This window comes from Anaerosphaera aminiphila DSM 21120 (assembly GCF_900129925.1).
Lineage (GTDB): Bacteria > Bacillota > Clostridia > Tissierellales > Peptoniphilaceae > Anaerosphaera > Anaerosphaera aminiphila.
On sequence record NZ_FQXI01000015.1, the window covers coordinates 1 to 17,858 of the forward strand.

Here is a 17,858-nt window from a genome sequence, read left to right on the forward strand (position 1 = left end):
ATACTTGTCTTAATCCGATGTTACTGTGTCTTACACGTTGGAGTCTATAGTCATGAATTCTTGTAGTAGGCTGTTTACAACAAGGACAAATACCTGTATTATTAGTAGACTTAATAGAAACTTCTATGGTTTCACTATTTTCTGTTATATTTGTTACAATAATATCTTTAATATTGAGAAGTTTTTGTATATAATTATCTTGCACGTATTTCACCCTTTCTATTTGGTTTAGTCACTTTATATGGTAAAGGATTTTTGGGATACGTGCATTCTTTTTTTGCAAAAAAATAAATGTTGGAGTACTCACCCCAACATTTATTATAGAACCTTTTTTATATGTCTACTACTTAGTAGATAAATTATAATTATTGCAACAAACCACAAGCTAAGTATTCCAAACATTGAGCTGTATCCAACTCTAGCAGAAATTGAGCCGGCAATTATTGAACCAAAGCCCATTCCCGCATCAAATCCCGTAAAAAATGTTGCATTGGCAGCGCCAGTTCTATTAGGCTCCACAGAAATTACAGACAGGGTTTGAAAACAAGTGTGAAGTGCTCCGTAGCCAATTCCGTAGAGAGTTCCTGACATTAAAAATGCTACATAAGTATTTGCATTAGACAAAATTAAAAGTGCTACAATAGACAATACTGCAGAGGGAACTATAACTACTCCAAATCCTCTTTTGTCAATTATACTTCCCAAGAAAGGTCTTACAACTAGCATTCCAACTGCATAAAGGGTAAAGAACAACCCTATATTTGCGATTCCCTTTTCAGCTGCAAGTAGAGCAACAAAAGTTACAATTGCACCATAGGTTGTAGTCACTAAAAACATTAAAAATGCCGGTAAAATAGATTTTTTTTCATAGGGTGATACTTTTTTAGAACTTTTTTCAGTATTTAAAACTTGTTTTGGATAGTCTATTGCAAAGTTCATTAAAAATGCCACTAATACAAATGCTGAGGCAGTTAAGAACATAGTCTTTGTATTAATTGAAAGAGCTATTGCAGGTGCAACTCCAGATGCAAGACTTACTGAAAGACTGAAGTAGGCCATGCCTTTAGGCATATTGTCTTTTTTTATATTGTCAGTTGCAATTGTGTTACTTGCCGTACTTGCAACTCCCCAAGCTATTCCGTGAATAAACCTTATTGCAAATATAATTCCTATGAAAGGTGAGAAGTAAAAGGCAAGGGAAGAAATTATAAGTAAAATTAAACCAAAGTTAAAAATACCCCTTCTGCCAAATTTATCCATTATACTTCCGGAGAAAGGTCTTATAACTAAAGTTGCAATAGTTGCCACTCCGTTTAGCCAACCCAGTATATTATCTGCTCCACCTAGGGAGCTTACATAGGGTGGAAGTGAAGGAGGAAACATCTGCCAGCAACAATAGATTAAAAAATTTATTATTGAAATTAATATAAAGTTCTTAGTCCAAATACTTTGAGATTTTTTAGAATTATCCATAAAATCATCTCCTTATTAGGATTATTTCAAGTAAAAAGTAATTAGTCATATTTATTAAAGTGAATATCACTGCTTATTAAGTAATTATAAATATCTTGTACTATGGGTATACCCTCTTTTGAATACAACTTATAGATATTTTCACTATTTTCTCCAGGGTAGGAAATTTTATCGTGCCCTTCTACAACTTCCATGCTGTGTATTTCTTCAACCATTTGGTCTATGGAATTTTTAAATACTTCACTTCCAACGAAAAATTCAGGATTTAAAACTATGTATAAAAGTCCAAGTTCTCTACCTTTAGATAGGTCTGAATACATTGAAGAAACGTGTTTTCCAAAAGGTTGACCAAGCAGTACTCCGGCTAAAATATCTACCATCATCATAAGTCCGGAGCCCTTATAGTCAGCAATTGGAAGTAGGGAAACAGCTTCATTTGGATTGGTAGTTACATTTCCATCTTTATCAATTGCAGAATTATTGGGAATGGAAGTTCCCTTAGAGCGTGCATCTAAAACTTTTCCCCATGCTATTACTGTAGTTGCCATATCAAAAATAATGGGACTGCCATTTTTTCTGGGAGCGCAGAATCCTATTGGATTTGTCCCAAAGTAGGGTTCAACACCTCCATACATTACAACCATTGGGTCAGATTGAGCCATTGCAATAGTAATATATCCCTCTTCAGCAGATTTTCTAAGGTAGTAGGAAAGAGCTCCACAGTGCCCTAAATTTTTCATTCCAACTACACCAACGCCTGATTTTTTTGAAAGTGCAATAGCCTTTTTTAGACCTAAGTTTGCAATAAAGTGTCCAACAGCATTGTCGCCATCTAGTATTCCAATGCTGTCACTTTTAAGTTCATAGCTTATATTTGGATTTATGTTGCTTCCACCTTTGGAAATTCTCTCAGCGTAGTATTCCACTCGAACAGCACCATGAGAGTGAATTCCATGAGCATCTGCATATGCCAAGTGATCAGAAACTGCCTCGGCATGTTCTGTAGGAAGTCCGGCAGACATAAGTTTATTTTTAATAAGTTCCTTTAATTCTTCAAAGGACAGTCTTACAACATTTTCTTCTATCATAAAATTCTCCTTTAACTATATAATTACATCACGATTGCAGTCTTTAGAATAGACGTAGCTAAATGGAAGATTGTTTCCTATGGCATAGGCACCTTGTAAAGTATAAGCTCCCATAAATATGTAGTCATCTTTTTTAACTGGAATCCAATTTCCGCCTAAGTTGTACATTCCCTCTCCAGATAGTATGTAGGCACCGTGTTCTTGAATGTGTGTTTCAATGTAGCCATGAGAAGCACTTTGTTCAAAAGACAAAATGTGAAAGTTCATGTCAAAACTCAAATTTTCATTTGCGGGTAGTAAGTTGTAAAATTTTAAATTATCCATACCTTCATAGTAAACAGGCTCCAAGTTTGAAATATTATTATGCACAATTGGAGGTATTTCAAGGTTTGGTGCAGGTATATAGCGCCTCTTGTATAAAAAGCTTTTTGTGATTTCTGAAGAAGTATTTTCAACACTTAAAGTGCTATTGGCAGGGCAGTAGATATAGCTGCCACTTTCTAAAGAAAAATTTTCATCTTGAATAGTTGCTTTTGCACTTCCCTCAATAATAAATAAAAATGACTCAACCCCATATCCACCAAAGTTTTCAAATTTTCCACAAGGTAGAAAATCAACTAAGTAGTCTACAAAACTGGCACCAAGTTTTGGTGAGGAAAGTATAGTTGTATTGCAGTTTGTAAAATTTGGAATAATATTATTTACCATTCCATCAGGGGTTATTAGCGCGTATTCACCTTTTTTAATTATACTTCTTGAATTTAAAAGGTTATTTGGATATCCTACGTTGTTATTTCTAAAGCCCATTTAATCATCTCCTAACAGATTTATTAATACTATTATATCAAATGATAGAGTTAAATTAGTTTAATGTGGAAATAAAGAAAAAGACTTCAATTAAATTGAGGCCTTAGACTGTTGACAAAGTATAAATAAACATAACATTATCTATGTTTTCCATTTGATTTCAAATTTATTTTTTAAATTTTTGGGAGGGCGAAGGAGATTGCGATTTCTCCTCATGCCCTCCCAAATCCTTCCATTACACCTCTGAAACGCTTTTGGGTTGTTTAATAAGTTTAGTTGTTTTTTAATTTGAAAGTTTATTAAAATTCCAAAGTTAATTATTTTTATAGGAAAGATACAATAAAAATAATTTGCAGTATTTATCTTCACTCTTAGGCTTCAATTAAATTATATTTTAACTAAACTAAATTTAAAATTTGCAGTAAATTCTACCCACTCGCTAATGCTCGTGGAGAATTCTTGCATAAAATCTATGACGAAATCGTAGATTTCTATAGATTGTTAGGTTAGGTCTCTGTCGTAGTTTTCAACCAAGCCTTCCAGTCTTGGGAAAACCTGACATAGGACCTACCAGTAATTTACTTCGTAAATTAGGTTAGGTCTCTAATTTTGAGAGTAAGTGCATTTATAGCTACAATTACTGTAGATAAGCTCATTAAAATTGCACCAACTGCAGGGCTAAGGGTAATTCCTATAGGAGATAGTACTCCGGCTGCCAGTGGAATTGCCACTATATTATATCCTGCACCCCACCAAAGATTTTGTACCATTTTTCTAGTGGTATCTCGTCCAAGAGATAAGAAGTGAATTATATCTGAGGGGTCGCTTTTTACCAATACTACATCTGCAGAATCTATGGCAACGTCAGTTCCGGCTCCAATGGCCACACCTATGTCAGCTTGAGCAAGGCTTGGTGCATCATTTACTCCGTCTCCAACCATCATTACTACTTTACCTGAGTTTTGATATTCTTCTACTACTTTTTCTTTGTCCTCTGGAAGCAGTGAGGATTTAAAAACGTCTATTCCCAAGAAATTTGCTGTTTTTTCAGCTGCAGCAGAATTGTCGCCAGTTAACATTATTGGAGTAATATTCCAGCTTTTCAACTGTGAAATAAATGATTTTGCCTGAGGTTTTATCTCATCTCCCTGTGCTACAACGCCTACAACACTACCTTCTAAGAGAAGGAAACTTATTGAATAGCCCTTTTTAGATAAATCATCATACTCTTTAAAATCATGGGAAATATTATTTTTATTTAAATAGTTTGCAGTGACAATTCTTGCATCTTTATTATTTAACTTACCTTCAATTCCAACTCCGGGTAAACTTTGAATTTCATTTGCGCTTAAAATTTCCAATTTACGGCTGGTTGCTTCACTTACAATTCCAACTGCAAGAGGGTGGGAAGAACCTACTTCAAGAGACGCCATCATTGAAAGTATACTTTCCTCTGAGTAGTTGTTATTAAGAGAAATTACTTCTGTGACTTTAAAATTTCCCTCTGTAAGTGTTCCTGTCTTATCCATCATTACAACATTTACCTTAGGTGCAGTTTCAAGAGCTTGTCGCTTTCTGACCAATAGACCATTTTGTGCACCTAGAGATGTGGAGCGAGCAGTGACAAGTGGAATTGCAAGGCCAAGTGCATGAGGACACGCAATAACAAGAACAGTCACCATTCTAGTTACGGCTACGTCAAGTTTTTTCGTTACTGCAAACCAAACTACTAAAGTAATAATACCTGTAGCAGTTGCAATGTAAAAGAGCCAGCGAGCTACTTTATCGGACATAGTTTCAGCTCTGGACTTTGCCTGTTGAGCATCACTTACAAGTTGCATAACTTGTGCAAGATAACCTGAATCGCCAGTGCCTGTAACTTTTACTAAAACACTTCCCGATCCATTTTGAGAACCACCTATTACAGTATCTCCCTTATTTTTTGAAACTTTGCTTGCTTCTCCGGTTAACATGGATTCGTTAATATCAGTGCTACCCTCCAGTATAATTCCGTCGGCAGGTACTTTTTCTCCTGCTTTGACCATTATAACTTGATCAGTTGCAAGACTTGAAAGAGGGGTTTGCTTAAAACTTCCGTCAGGTTGTTGAACACTTGCCTCTGAAGGAAGAAGTTTTGCAAGGGATTGAAGTGCATCTCCTGCTCCTGCAACTGCTCTCATTTCAATCCAGTGGCCCAACAACATAATTACTATTAAAGTTGCCAGTTCCCAGAAAAAATCCATAACGTGTCCATTTGGATTGATAAAGGTATTTGATATAAATGCGTATAGACTATATAAATAAGAAGTTGTAATTCCAAGGGAAATTAAAGTCATCATGGCAGGGCTCTTGTCCTTTAATTCTTGACGAGCTCCACTTAGAAAAGGCATGCCGCCATAAAAAAATAAAATTGTAGATAAAATCAGTACAATCCACTGACTTCCAGGAAATGTAAATTGGAAAGGTAATTTGATACCCATCATAGGTGAAAGGATTAAAATTGGAATAGATATTACCAGAGAGACGAAAAACTTTTGCTTTAAGTTTCCCATGTGACCCATATGTCCCATACTGCTGTGGTCCATGTCACCGTGATTTGTATGGTCCATGTTATCGTGACTCATATCACTCATGTTGCTATGGTCCATATGCATATGTTCATCACTACTAGAGTGTTCACTGTGCATTTGTATATTTTCGCCCTTAACCTGTTCTTTGTTATCTTGGTCTTTAAAATACTTAGTTTCATCTAAATTTTCTTCGTGGTGCTTAGAGTGGTTATGATTTTGATTGCCTTTTATATTTTTCAAAAAAACACTCCTTTGTCTACACTGAGTTTCAATACAAAAATATTTAAACTCCAGTAAGCCTAACTTCAGTGCAAAACAGTATTAGTTGTGCACTGTGGATTAAAATTCTCTATTAAATTTTATTACAATAGTAAATTAATTGTCAAGTTTGTAAAATAATTAGGATATGTAAATAAAGAGGTATTAGCAAAGTTTTAAATATGTAAAGGAGAATATCAGTGGCGGAAGCGGTGGGATTCGAACCCACGTGCCCAAATAGGCTACTGCATTTCGAGTGCAGCTCGTTATGACCTCTTCGATACACTTCCTAAAAAACCACATTTTAATTATATTATACTCTGTAAAATTTGACTACTTTAATTGTAAAAAATAGGACATGTGAAAAAGGAACTTGTATTGGAAGAGAAAAAGACTATAATATTCACAAGCCGTAAGAAAAAAGCTATATAAATAATAGAAAATAGTATATAGTGAAAGTATCGTAAACAAATTTTTACATTAGTTATTTAAGAGGAGCTTACAAGGGTATATTTAATATAAATGCACTTCACTTATATTAAATATATTTTTTACATAAATAAATTTAACTAGGTGAAATTACATTGGAGGTGAGGTTATGTCCGGTACAATTGAAAAAATAAAAGACATTGAATTAAAATCTAAAGAGAGGTTGGACAATGCAAAAGTAGAAGCAAGTACTATCCTATTAAATGCGAAAAAAGAAGGTCAATTAAAATATGAAGACATTGTAAATAAAGCACAAGCTGAGGGTAAAGTTTTAATAGATGAGGCAACAAAAAGGGGAAATGATAGAGCAAAGCCCATTTTAGACAAGGCAAAACATGAATCTGACAAAATACTTGCATTAAATGAAAAGGACTTATCAAAATTTGTAGATTTAATAGTAAAAAAGGTAGTGATGGTTAATGGCAATAGTTAAAATGAGTAAATTTAACTTATTTTCCTTTGATTCAGACAGAAAAAATTTACTTAAATCACTTCAGAAATTTAATGATGTGCACTTTAATCGCCTTGAAAGTGAAGAAGATAACTACTTAACTGAAATAAATGTTTCAGATGCACTAATGGAATTGGACAACGAGATAACAAAGGCAAAGTGGAGCATTGATTTATTGAGTAAGTTTTCCGAAAAGAAGAAAGGCTTAGATGCTTTAAAAGAGGGAAATAAAAATTTAACATTAGAAGAGCTTATAAAAAGAGCGAAGAGTTTTGATTTTAATACAAACTATGAAAAGCTTCATAATTTGGCAGATGAAAAAAGTACTATGGAGCAGAGAATTTTAAGTTTGGAGTCCAATATATCTACACTGAGTCCATGGCAAAGTATTGGCGTTCCCATAGAGGAATTAAAGAGCTTTGGAAATGTAGTAGTTAGAATAGGAACTATTTCTGCAAAATATGAAGAAAAATTAATAAGTGAAATAAAGAGTTTTGAGTTTACATCTGTAGAAAAAGTGAGTAGCGATAAAAATTTTCTGTACTTAGTTATATACAATGATATTTCTGAAGATGAAGAAATTTATGAATTTCTTAAAGAAAGTGGATTTACATCTGTGGAAATTAAAACAAAGGGAATTTTAAGTGAAAATATAAAATCAATGGAAGGTGAAATATCAGAACTTAAAGTTAAAATAATAGAAATTGAAGAAGAAATAAAAAGCTATAGAGAACTATTGGAAGACTTTCAAGTATATTATGAATATTTGAGAAACAGTAAAGTTAGAATAGAGTCCAGTGAGAATTTTATAAAGACTAAGAGTGTGGATATTATTGAAGGATACGTTCCCACTTCTGATAGTGATGAGCTAATTAAATTACTGGACAGTGTTTTAAAAGATAATTATTACATTCAAATTGAAGATGCAGATAAAGATGATCCAAAAGTTCCAATAAAGCTTAAGAACAATAAATTTGTAACAGCTTTTGAATCTATAACGGCTATGTATGCTATGCCTAAGTACAATGAAATAGATCCTACACCGCTATTTGCACCCTTTTATTTTGTATTTGCAGGAATAATGGTAGGAGACATAGGATTTGGGCTGTTGATGGTATTAGGCGCCTCTATTGCGTTAAAGTTTTTCAATTTAAACAAGGCAATGAAGGGTATGGTTACATTTTTTAGATACTTGGGAGTTTCCACAGTAATGTGGGGTTTTGTATTTGGTTCCTTTTTTGGAGATTTATTGCCACTTAAAGCTATAATTGACCCGGCAGTAGATTACATGGAAATGATTATGATGTCCTTAATATTTGGAGGAATTCACATATTCTTTTCTCTGGGAATAAAAGGCTATATGGATATAAGAGATAAAAAGCCCTTTGATGCACTATTTGATGTGGGATTTTGGTATATGGCACTAGTTGGAGTAATTGTGGCATTAATAAGTTACTTAATGAACATTAATCCGATGATTTTTAAAATGGCAATAATAGTAATGGCACTTGGAATGATTGGAATTGTTTTAACTGGTGGAAGACATGAGAAGTCAATAGCGGCAAAAATAGGATGGGGAATTTATTCCCTATATGGAATAACATCTTACTTAAGTGACTTTGTATCTTATTTAAGACTTATGGCACTTGCACTTGCAGGAAGTTTTATTTCTGTAGCTATTAATATTATAGTTAGAATGCTAGTTGGAAAGGGCATATTTGGAATTGTAGCAGGAGTTTTAATATTTGTTGGATTCCAATTATTTAATATGTTTTTATCATTTTTGTCAGCATATGTTCACACTGCAAGGTTGACCTATGTGGAGATGTTTAATAAATTTTACGAAGGTGGAGGAATACCTTTTAAAAATATGATTGCAAAATCAAAGTACTTTAATATTGAGGAGGAATAAGTAATGCAAGGTTTTTTTATTGAAAATGGTGGAATAATGTTGGGAGTTTTAGGAATTGCTATAGCCACATTATTTGCAGGAATAGGTTCAGCAAAGGGAGTAGGTATAGCAGGAGAGGCAGCAGCAGGAGTAGTTATTGAAGAACCGGAAAAATTTGGTAAAGCTTTAATACTACAGTTGTTGCCGGGAACTCAAGGACTATATGGATTTGTAATTGGAATGTTAATATTATCTAAACTATCACCTACAATGAGTGTAGTAGACGGATTTACACTATTGGGAGCATCACTACCAGTAGGACTTGTTGGATGTTTTTCTGCAATAGCTCAAGGAAAGGTTTCAGTAGCGGGAATTAATATACTTGCAAAAAATGAAGAACAACAAACAAAGGGTATGATTTTAGCTGTAATGGTTGAATTATATGCAATTCTTGCGTTAGCTATGTCATTCTTAGTTTGGGCAAGAGTTTAATCTAGGAGTTGATAAAGTGTCAAGTGTAGATAATCTTACGAATAAAATAGAAGAAGATGCAACGAGAGAAGTTCGGAAAATAATGGTAACTACTGAAAATGAAGCATATGCAATTGTAACATCCAAGGAAGAAGAGGCAAGGGCAGATGCAAAGAGGCTAATGGACAGAAAAAAACTAGAGGCAGTGGAAACAGAAGAGAAAATAGTTTCTTCAGCAACACTTGAAGCTAGAGATTTAATAATCAAATCTAAGGAAGAAGTTGTAGATAGAGTTTTTAAATCTGCACTGTCTAAGTTGGAAAATCTTTCAGAAGAAGAGTATGTGGAGTTTTTAAAAAAATCCTTAGAAACAATAGGGCCAAGTGAAGATTGCATACTAATGGTTCCAGAAAAATATATAGAAGCTGTAAAGAGAGAAAACTTAAAAGTTCAGTTGTCAGATGAATTTGTAAGTGATGGATTTTCGCTAATTAATGGAACTGTATTGTATAACAATAAATTTTCAAGCTTAATAGATGATATTAAAGTTAATATGGAAAGTGAAATATTTGATAAAATATTTCAAAATTAGGAGGTATGTATGGATAGAAGTGCATTTATCCAATTATCTGCATCAACTAGAGTTTTAGAGAAAAAACTTTTAAACACACGTGCCTTTGACAGACTCATAGAGTCAAACAATTTAAGTGATGCACTTAGAAATTTAAGTGATTCTGTGTATCAGCAGTTCATATCTAAATTAGAAGATCCTAAAGACTATGAAGAAGCTTTAAGAGCAGAAGAGCTGAGAACTTATGCTGAGTACTATAAGCTGTGTCCCGATGAGAAAGTAGTGGACTTATTGACCTTAAAGTACTGCTATCACAATTTAAAAGTGCTAGCTAAGGAAAAAATACTTGGAGAAGATTTTAGCAATTTAATTATAGATATAGAAAGGTTTAACATTGAAAAACTCAGAGAGGAAATTGAATCTTCAAGAAAAAAATTTACAGACAATGAGTACTTAGATGCTTTAAATAAAGCGGAAGATATTTATGAGAAGACAAAAAACCCTCAATATATAGATATAATTTTAGACAAGTTATACTTTGAAAAGTTAAAAGAAACAGCTCTTGAATTGGAAGTAGATTTTTTCAAAAAGTATGTAGAAGATTTAATAGATTTTTCTAATATAAATATATTGTTAAGGTGTCAAAGACAGGGAAGAGATATCAGTTTTTTAAAAAATGTTTTAATAGATGGCGGAAATATTGAGAAGTATCAAATAGAACAATTTTTTTCTAAAAAAATAGATGAAGAAAGCCCGTTATTTAAAAATAGTAATATTTACAAACCTGTAAAAAGAGGAATTGAAGAGTACAATCGCTCCGGTTCGCTTTTCATATTTGAAAGGGAAAAGGACAATTACTTTACTGAACAAATGAAAGACACAAGGACAATATCCTATGGTCCGGAGGTTATTTTTGCATATCTCTTGGCAAAAGACAGTGAAATAAAAAATTTGCGATTTGTCTTAATTTCCAAACAAAATGGTTTAGATACATCTTTTATTAAAGAGAGGTTGCGTGATACTTATGTATAAAATAGCAGTAATTGGAGATAAGGATTCAGTTTCTATTTTTAAAGTACTGGGAATAGACGTAGTTATATCTTATGAAGCAGATGATGCGAGAAATAAAATAGATAAACTTGCAAAAGATGATTATGGAGTAATTTTCATAACAGAAGAATTGGCAAGTAAAGTTGAAGAGACAATTGAAAGATATAATAGACAAGTAATACCTGCAATAATACTAATCCCTTCTAATCAAGGGACTTTAAATATGGCAATGGACAAGATCAACGAAAATGTAGAAAAAGCAGTTGGATCTAATATTTTATAAGGGGGGAACTTTTTTTGAAATCAGGGAAAATAATAAAAGTTTCTGGACCGCTTGTTGTGGCAAGTGGAATGGAGGATGCCAACGTATATGACGTAGTAGAGGTATCTGAGAATAAACTAATCGGAGAAATCATAGAGATGAGAGGCGATAGGGCTTCAATTCAAGTTTATGAGGAGACAACAGGTATAGGGCCTGGAGATATAGTGAGTACAACAGGAGAACCTCTTGTAGTTGAACTTGGTCCGGGACTTATAGAGCAGATGTTTGATGGAATACAGAGACCTTTGGAGATATTAAGAGCTCAATCGGGAGACTTTCTCTTAAAGGGCAGATCAGTAAAGAGTTTAAATAGAGAAAAGAAGTGGAAGTTTAAGCCTACAATAAGTGTGGGAGATGAAGTTGTTGAAGGAGATATTATAGGGACAGTTGACGAAACTCCTGTAGTAGTTCACAAAATAATGGTGCCTGTGGGGATTTCCGGAAAAGTAGTGGAAATATTTTCAGGAGACTACACAATAGATGAAACAGTGTGTATTTTAGAGACAGACAAAGGCAAAAAAGAACTTACAATGATGCAAAAATGGCCTGTGCGTAAGGGAAGAAGATATAAGAAAAAAATAGATCCAAATACTCCCCTAATAACAGGACAAAGAGTAATAGACACTTTTTTTCCAATAACTAAAGGTGGAACAGCAGCAATACCGGGACCCTTTGGAAGTGGAAAGACTGTAGTTCAACATCAGCTTGCAAAGTGGGCAGATGCTGAGATCGTGGTGTATGTAGGCTGTGGAGAACGTGGCAATGAAATGACAGACGTACTTATGGAGTTTCCACAACTAATAGATGCGAAAACCGGACAGTCAATTATGAAGCGTACAGTTTTAATTGCAAACACTTCAAATATGCCGGTGGCAGCTCGTGAGGCTTCTATTTATACGGGAATTACAATTTCTGAATACTATAGAGATATGGGTTATTCTGTGGCAATGATGGCAGACTCCACATCTCGTTGGGCAGAGGCTCTTCGTGAGATGAGTGGACGTTTAGAAGAAATGCCGGGAGACGAGGGATATCCTGCTTACTTGGCATCTAGAATAGCTGACTTCTATGAGAGAACAGGACGTGTAAAGTGCTACGGAAGTGACGATAGAGAAGGTGCACTATCTGTAATAGGAGCAGTTTCTCCACCTGGAGGAGATATATCTGAGCCTGTAAGCCAATCAACTCTTCGTATAGTAAAAGTCTTTTGGAAATTGGACTATGACCTTTCCTATGCAAGACACTTTCCTGCAATAAACTGGATAGATTCCTATTCTCTATATCAAGATAAAATGGATTCATATTTTGATGAAAATGTAGATGTGGATTTTTCCAAAAATAGAAAGAGGGCAATAGCTCTCTTGCAAGAAGAGACAGGCCTTCAAGAAATAGTAAGACTTGTTGGAATGGACTCTCTATCAGAAAAAGATCAACTTAAACTGGTAGTTACAAAGTCAATTCGTGAAGACTTTTTGCAACAAAATGCCTTTAATGATATTGATACCTACTGCTCATTGGAAAAGCAAAGTAAGATGATGAAAGTAATACTTAAATTTTATGATTCTTCAATAAGTGCTATAGACAGTGGAGTTTATCTTTCTGAAATAGAGGAAATGCCAATAAGAGAGAGAATTACCAGAACGAAAAATATATCTGAAGAGTCGTTATTTGAATTAGATGAACTAATAGAAGATATAGAGATGGAAATGAAAAAATTAGAAGAAAAAAGGGGGACTATAAATGCTTAAAGAATACAAATCAGTAGCTGAAGTTGTAGGACCTCTTATGATAGTAGAAGGAGTAGAGGGAGTAACTTACGAAGAACTTGTGGACATTGAACTTCAAACAGGTGAGAGAAGACGTGGACAAGTTATTGAAATAGAAGAAGACAAGGCAATGGTTCAAATATTTGAGGGCTCCAGTGGAATAAACTTAAAAGACACATCTGTGAGATTTTTGGGAAGACCCTTGGAACTTGGAGTTAGTCCGGACATGATAGGTAGAGTATTTGACGGCTTGGGAAATCCTATAGATGATGGGCCTAGAATAATTGCAAAGGAAAAAGTCGACATAAACGGCTCGCCAATAAACCCTGCAAGTAGAGACTACCCTTCAGAATTTATTCAAACGGGAATTTCTACAATTGACGGATTAAATACACTGGTAAGAGGTCAAAAGTTGCCTATATTCTCAGGAGCAGGACTTCCTCACAACAACGTAGCAGCTCAAATTGCCAGACAGGCAAAAGTTATAGGCTCTGGAGAAAAATTTGCAGTAGTATTTGCAGCAATGGGAATAACTTTTGAAGAAGCACAGTTTTTTATAGATGACTTTAACAAAACAGGTGCGATAGACAGGGCAGTACTATTTATGAACCTTGCAGACAACCCTGCAATAGAAAGACTTGCAACTCCAAAAGTTGCACTTACCTGTGCTGAATACTTGGCCTTTGAACTTGGAATGCAAGTGCTTGTAATTATGACTGATATGACAAACTATGCAGAAGCTCTTAGAGAAATTTCAGCAGCTCGTAAAGAAGTTCCGGGACGTCGTGGATATCCTGGATATTTATACACCGACCTTGCGGGAATTTATGAAAGAGCCGGCAGAATAAAGGGGAGAGAGGGTTCTATAACTCAAATACCGATATTGACAATGCCCGAAGATGATATTACCCATCCCATTCCCGATTTGACGGGATATATAACAGAAGGGCAAATTATACTTTCAAGAGATCTATACAAACAGGGAATTGAACCGCCAATAAACGTAATTCCATCTCTTTCCCGTCTTAAAGACAAAGGAATTGGAGAGGGCAAGACCAGAGAAGACCACGCTGACACTATGAACCAAATATATGCAGGATATACATCAGGAAAAAACGCAAAAGAACTATCTGTAATACTTGGAGAGTCGGCACTTTCACCGGCAGATAAGGCGTTTGCCAAATTTGCAGATGAATTTGAAGGAAAATATGTAAATCAAGGATACTATACTAATAGAACCATAGAAGAGACATTGGACTTAGGGTGGGATTTACTAAGCATAATACCTAGAACAGAACTAAAGAGAATTAGAGATGAATACCTTGATAAATACCTTGTAAATAGAGAATAGGGAGTGATATTATGGCTAAGCTAAATGTCAGTCCAACGCGAATGAACTTAACAACACTTAAAAAACGTCTTGAGACCTCTACTAGAGGACATAAACTTTTAAAAGACAAGCAAGATGAGTTGATGAGAAGATTTATAAGTATAATAAAGGAAAATAAAAGACTTAGAGAAGAAGTTGAAGAAGAACTTTCCGGCTCATTTAAAGATTTTTTATTGGCATCAGCTTTTACAAGCCCTGAAATACTTGAAGAGGCAATAATGTTTCCAACTCAAAAAATTAACTTGGAAATAAAGACAAAAAATGTAATGAGTGTAGAAATACCTGAAATGGAATTTAAAGTTGAAAAAACTTCTGAAGAGGGTTCAATATACCCCTATGGATATGCTCAAACTACAGCAGATGTAGATGATGCAATAGACAAGTTAAATAAAATAATGCAAAAATTATTGGAACTTGCACAAATTGAAAAATCAGTTCAACTAATGGCAAGTGAAATAGAAAGCACGAGACGTAGAGTAAATGCTCTGGAATATAAAACCATACCGGATTTACAAGATACCATTAGATATATTGTAAGTAAACTGGATGAAAATGAGAGAGCAAATATAACAAGACTAATGAAAGTAAAAGATATAATAACAGCAAAAGAATAGTATAGAATATAAAAAGCTAATAATAGAGAAAATATCTCTTTTATTAGCTTTTTTAATTTTCATTGATTTAAATAAATAATTTGATATAATTGTACTACATTATAAACAAAAATTGAGTGGGAGGTATAATAGAAAAGAAGAAACACTATTAAATATAGTAATTATAGTAGAATTTATATATTAAATTTTTTGTAATTATGAAAATTATATTAATAGTTGAAGGTTTAATGAACATAAATATTTCAGGCAAATATTGTAAATTTAATAATAGAGTAAGTAGGAGGAAGACAGTGAAATTAAAAAATAGAATATGTAGTATTCTACTAGCAGTTTCAATAATATTTTCATCGTTAGGAGTTCAAAATATTGTTTATGCTGAATCAGTAGAAGACTCAAGTACTGATACTGTAGTATCAACGAGTGCAGAAAAGATATCAGAATCAGAAGGAAAAGAAATATTTAATGAAGTAGAAAACGCAGACAAAGAAACAAGTGACACAGAAAAAGAAACAAACGACACAGAAAAAGGAACAAACGACACAGAAAAAGAAACAAACGACACAGAAAAAGAAACAAACGACACAGAAAAAGAAACAAACGACACAGATAAAGAAACAAGTGATACAGAGAAAGAAACAAAGGATACAGAGAAAGAAACAAAGGATACAGAGAAAGAAACAGAAGACACAGAAAAAGAAACAGAAGACACAGAAAAAGAAACAGAAGACACAGATAAAGAAACAAGTGACACAGACAAAGAAACTGTTGAAAATTATATTTTAGCAGATGAAGAAAATCAAAATTCTGAAATAGAAGAAGATAAAGAAATTGAAAAATTTGAAGAAGAGAAAACAATTGTAATAGATTCTAATGGTAAGCCAAAAAGAGAAATTAAAGATGGAGATTTTTTAATACAAATTGAAGAAGCTATAAAGGATGCTGCTGGAAACATTGTTGGTTGGATAGACGGTGTTCTTAATGGAGAGAATGCTAAAGCTGATATAGTAGATGGCAAACCTGTAAAACGTCCTGATTTGGATATTGAAGAGAAATATATAGATTTTGAAGAGGGCGAAGATGGATATGGTAAAGGATCGGTTACCATAATTCCGGATGCTGAAGGTACAACTTACTATAAAGTTACAGAAGTACAAAAATATCAAAAGAAGGAAATATTAGGTGAAGTATTAAATGATGATGGTACAGTTTCTTATATAGAAGGAGATCTTCTATATCTTGATGGAGATGGAAATGAAACGAAGGAGCCTACAAGATGGGTATTGGATGACCCTGATGACGAAGATAGTGAATTAATAGAAGTAGAAAATAAACCGTATTTAAGTGAAGAAAAACTTCCAGGAGTAACTTATGATGAAAGAATATACTATTTGAAATTTGAAGGGACAAAATTAGTAGAAGTAAGAATGGTTATGCCTGGTGATGATGATCCTTTTAAAGATTTAATAGCTTATTCTAAAGATGACATAAAAAAAATAACAGATGTTGATATGGGTTTCCAAGATGATCCTATGCAAAAATTTATTGATTCATTAATTGAAGTTACCGGAGTTCACGAAAGTAAATTTGCTGATGCAGGGGAAAAATATAATGATACATCATTAGAGTTCTGGAATAAATTTGATGAACTACCAACAGGAGAAGCTGGTTTAGGAGGAAACAAGGAAGTAATAGGAAGACCGGGGCAAAAACCAAAAGATAAAGAATTTGAATTTGTACTTACAGATGAAGAAGGAAATGTTTTATTTGATAAAGATGGTAATGAAATAAAAGTAACGAATGATGCTAATGGGGATTTTGTATTTAAGATACCAGTAGATCATGAAGGTGAATTTGAATTTTATTTAAAAGAAGTAAAAGGAAATAATCCTGATATAATATATGATGGAACTATTTATAAGGCAGTTGTAAAAGTTAGATTTGATAGACTTACAAATACGTTAATATCAGAAGTGGTATATATGGATGCAGCTGGAAATAAATTAGACCCAGATAAAATTCAGTTTAGTAATGAATATAAACCACCGACACCAATAATACCTCCAATAGTAACTCCACCAACTACAACTAATCCAGGTCCAGATCCAGAAAAGCCACCGACACCAATAATACCTCCAGCTGAAGAAATAATAGAAGAACCTAAAATAGTGGAGGAAGTAGAAGAAGTAGAAATAATAGAGAAAGTAGAAATAACGGAAGAACCTGAAGCAGTGGAGGAAGTAGTAGAAGAGTCAATAATTCCAATGCTACCAAAAACAGGAATAGCTGATATAAGCTTGTTTATTGGCGGTGGAATATCCTCTCTTGCTATAGGAGCTTATTTACTGAGGAAAAAGGATTAACAAATAAAAATTTAATAGAGCATATTAAGTAAAAAGTAGAGATTAATCAGAGTAGAAAAACACTTCTACTCTGATTTTATTTAAAATTTTATTAAAAAATAAATAGATTATAATTATATTCAATTAAAAACGTAGATTTAGAAAAGTTAATATTTACATATATTAAAAAGCATTGAAAAATAGAAGAAATTAAAGAGTTGTGAAATTAAAAAAGACACTTAAAAGATAGACAATGAAGTGTAATAAAGTCACTTAACATGTAATATATGCAATAATTTCCATTGATT

The 17,858-nt window shown here is 33.5% G+C and carries 15 protein-coding genes and 1 tRNA gene; 10 read left to right on the forward strand and 6 right to left on the reverse strand.

The genetic code is table 11. The features are described from left to right. The 6 genes from BUB47_RS08370 to BUB47_RS08395 all read right to left on the reverse strand — a co-directional run. A partial coding sequence (locus BUB47_RS08370) for a transposase family protein (protein ID WP_143270630.1) occupies positions 1–205 on the reverse strand: 205 nt, incomplete at its 3' end. A gap of 113 nt (positions 206–318) precedes the next feature. Further along, positions 319–1,473, reverse strand: a complete 1,155-nt coding sequence (locus BUB47_RS08375; RefSeq protein WP_073185361.1) for an MFS transporter — start codon at positions 1,471–1,473, stop codon at positions 319–321. Positions 1,474–1,514: 41 nt separating this feature from the next. Then, entirely contained in the window at positions 1,515–2,561 is a 1,047-nt protein-coding gene (gene allD / locus BUB47_RS08380) for an ureidoglycolate dehydrogenase (protein ID WP_200779511.1), read from the reverse strand. 15 nt (positions 2,562–2,576) lie between these two features. Then, a complete protein-coding gene (allE, locus tag BUB47_RS08385) occupies positions 2,577–3,368 on the reverse strand; it encodes a (S)-ureidoglycine aminohydrolase (RefSeq protein WP_073185363.1) in 792 nt (263 codons plus the stop codon). 590 nt (positions 3,369–3,958) lie between these two features. Beyond that, positions 3,959–6,178: a heavy metal translocating P-type ATPase gene (locus tag BUB47_RS08390; RefSeq protein ID WP_456059109.1), complete on the reverse strand. Its 2,220-nt coding sequence runs from the start codon at positions 6,176–6,178 to the stop codon at positions 3,959–3,961. Positions 6,179–6,397: 219 nt separating this feature from the next. After that, positions 6,398–6,486 (reverse strand) — tRNA-Ser (locus BUB47_RS08395). 308 nt (positions 6,487–6,794) lie between these two features. Between BUB47_RS08395 and BUB47_RS08400 the strand changes: the two genes are divergently transcribed. The 10 genes from BUB47_RS08400 (at position 6,795) to BUB47_RS09835 (ending at position 17,571) form a co-directional block, all read left to right on the forward strand. Continuing rightward, a complete protein-coding gene (locus BUB47_RS08400; RefSeq protein ID WP_073185365.1) occupies positions 6,795–7,118 on the forward strand; it encodes an ATP synthase subunit B family protein in 324 nt (107 codons plus the stop codon). Then, complete coding sequence (locus tag BUB47_RS08405; RefSeq protein ID WP_073185367.1) at positions 7,105–9,048, forward strand: V-type ATP synthase subunit I; 1,944 nt, start codon at positions 7,105–7,107, stop codon at positions 9,046–9,048. The genes BUB47_RS08400 and BUB47_RS08405 overlap by 14 nt, the downstream gene beginning before the upstream one ends. 3 nt (positions 9,049–9,051) lie before the next feature. Continuing rightward, positions 9,052–9,519, forward strand: coding sequence for a V-type ATP synthase subunit K (locus BUB47_RS08410; RefSeq protein ID WP_073185369.1), 468 nt, complete (start codon positions 9,052–9,054; stop codon positions 9,517–9,519). Positions 9,520–9,535: 16 nt separating this feature from the next. Further along, positions 9,536–10,090: a V-type ATP synthase subunit E gene (locus BUB47_RS08415; RefSeq protein WP_073185371.1), complete on the forward strand. Its 555-nt coding sequence runs from the start codon at positions 9,536–9,538 to the stop codon at positions 10,088–10,090. 9 nt (positions 10,091–10,099) lie between these two features. Further along, positions 10,100–11,101: a V-type ATP synthase subunit C gene (locus tag BUB47_RS08420; protein WP_073185373.1), complete on the forward strand. Its 1,002-nt coding sequence runs from the start codon at positions 10,100–10,102 to the stop codon at positions 11,099–11,101. After that, positions 11,094–11,402 (forward strand): V-type ATP synthase subunit F, encoded by a 309-nt coding sequence (locus BUB47_RS08425; RefSeq protein WP_073185418.1) that lies wholly within the window; start codon positions 11,094–11,096, stop codon positions 11,400–11,402. The genes BUB47_RS08420 and BUB47_RS08425 overlap by 8 nt, the downstream gene beginning before the upstream one ends. Positions 11,403–11,416: 14 nt before the next feature. Continuing rightward, positions 11,417–13,189 (forward strand): V-type ATP synthase subunit A, encoded by a 1,773-nt coding sequence (locus BUB47_RS08430; protein ID WP_073185375.1) that lies wholly within the window; start codon positions 11,417–11,419, stop codon positions 13,187–13,189. After that, positions 13,182–14,558 carry a V-type ATP synthase subunit B gene (locus BUB47_RS08435; RefSeq protein WP_073185376.1) on the forward strand — a complete coding sequence of 459 codons (1,377 nt, stop codon included), beginning with the start codon at positions 13,182–13,184 and terminating at the stop codon, positions 14,556–14,558. The genes BUB47_RS08430 and BUB47_RS08435 overlap by 8 nt, the downstream gene beginning before the upstream one ends. 11 nt (positions 14,559–14,569) lie before the next feature. Then, positions 14,570–15,211, forward strand: a complete 642-nt coding sequence (locus tag BUB47_RS08440; protein ID WP_073185378.1) for a V-type ATP synthase subunit D — start codon at positions 14,570–14,572, stop codon at positions 15,209–15,211. A 290-nt stretch (positions 15,212–15,501) separates the two neighbouring features. After that, on the forward strand, positions 15,502–17,571 hold the full coding sequence (locus tag BUB47_RS09835) for an LPXTG cell wall anchor domain-containing protein (protein ID WP_083529179.1): 2,070 nt from the start codon (positions 15,502–15,504) through the stop codon (positions 17,569–17,571). The last annotated feature ends 287 nt before the right edge of the window (positions 17,572–17,858 follow it).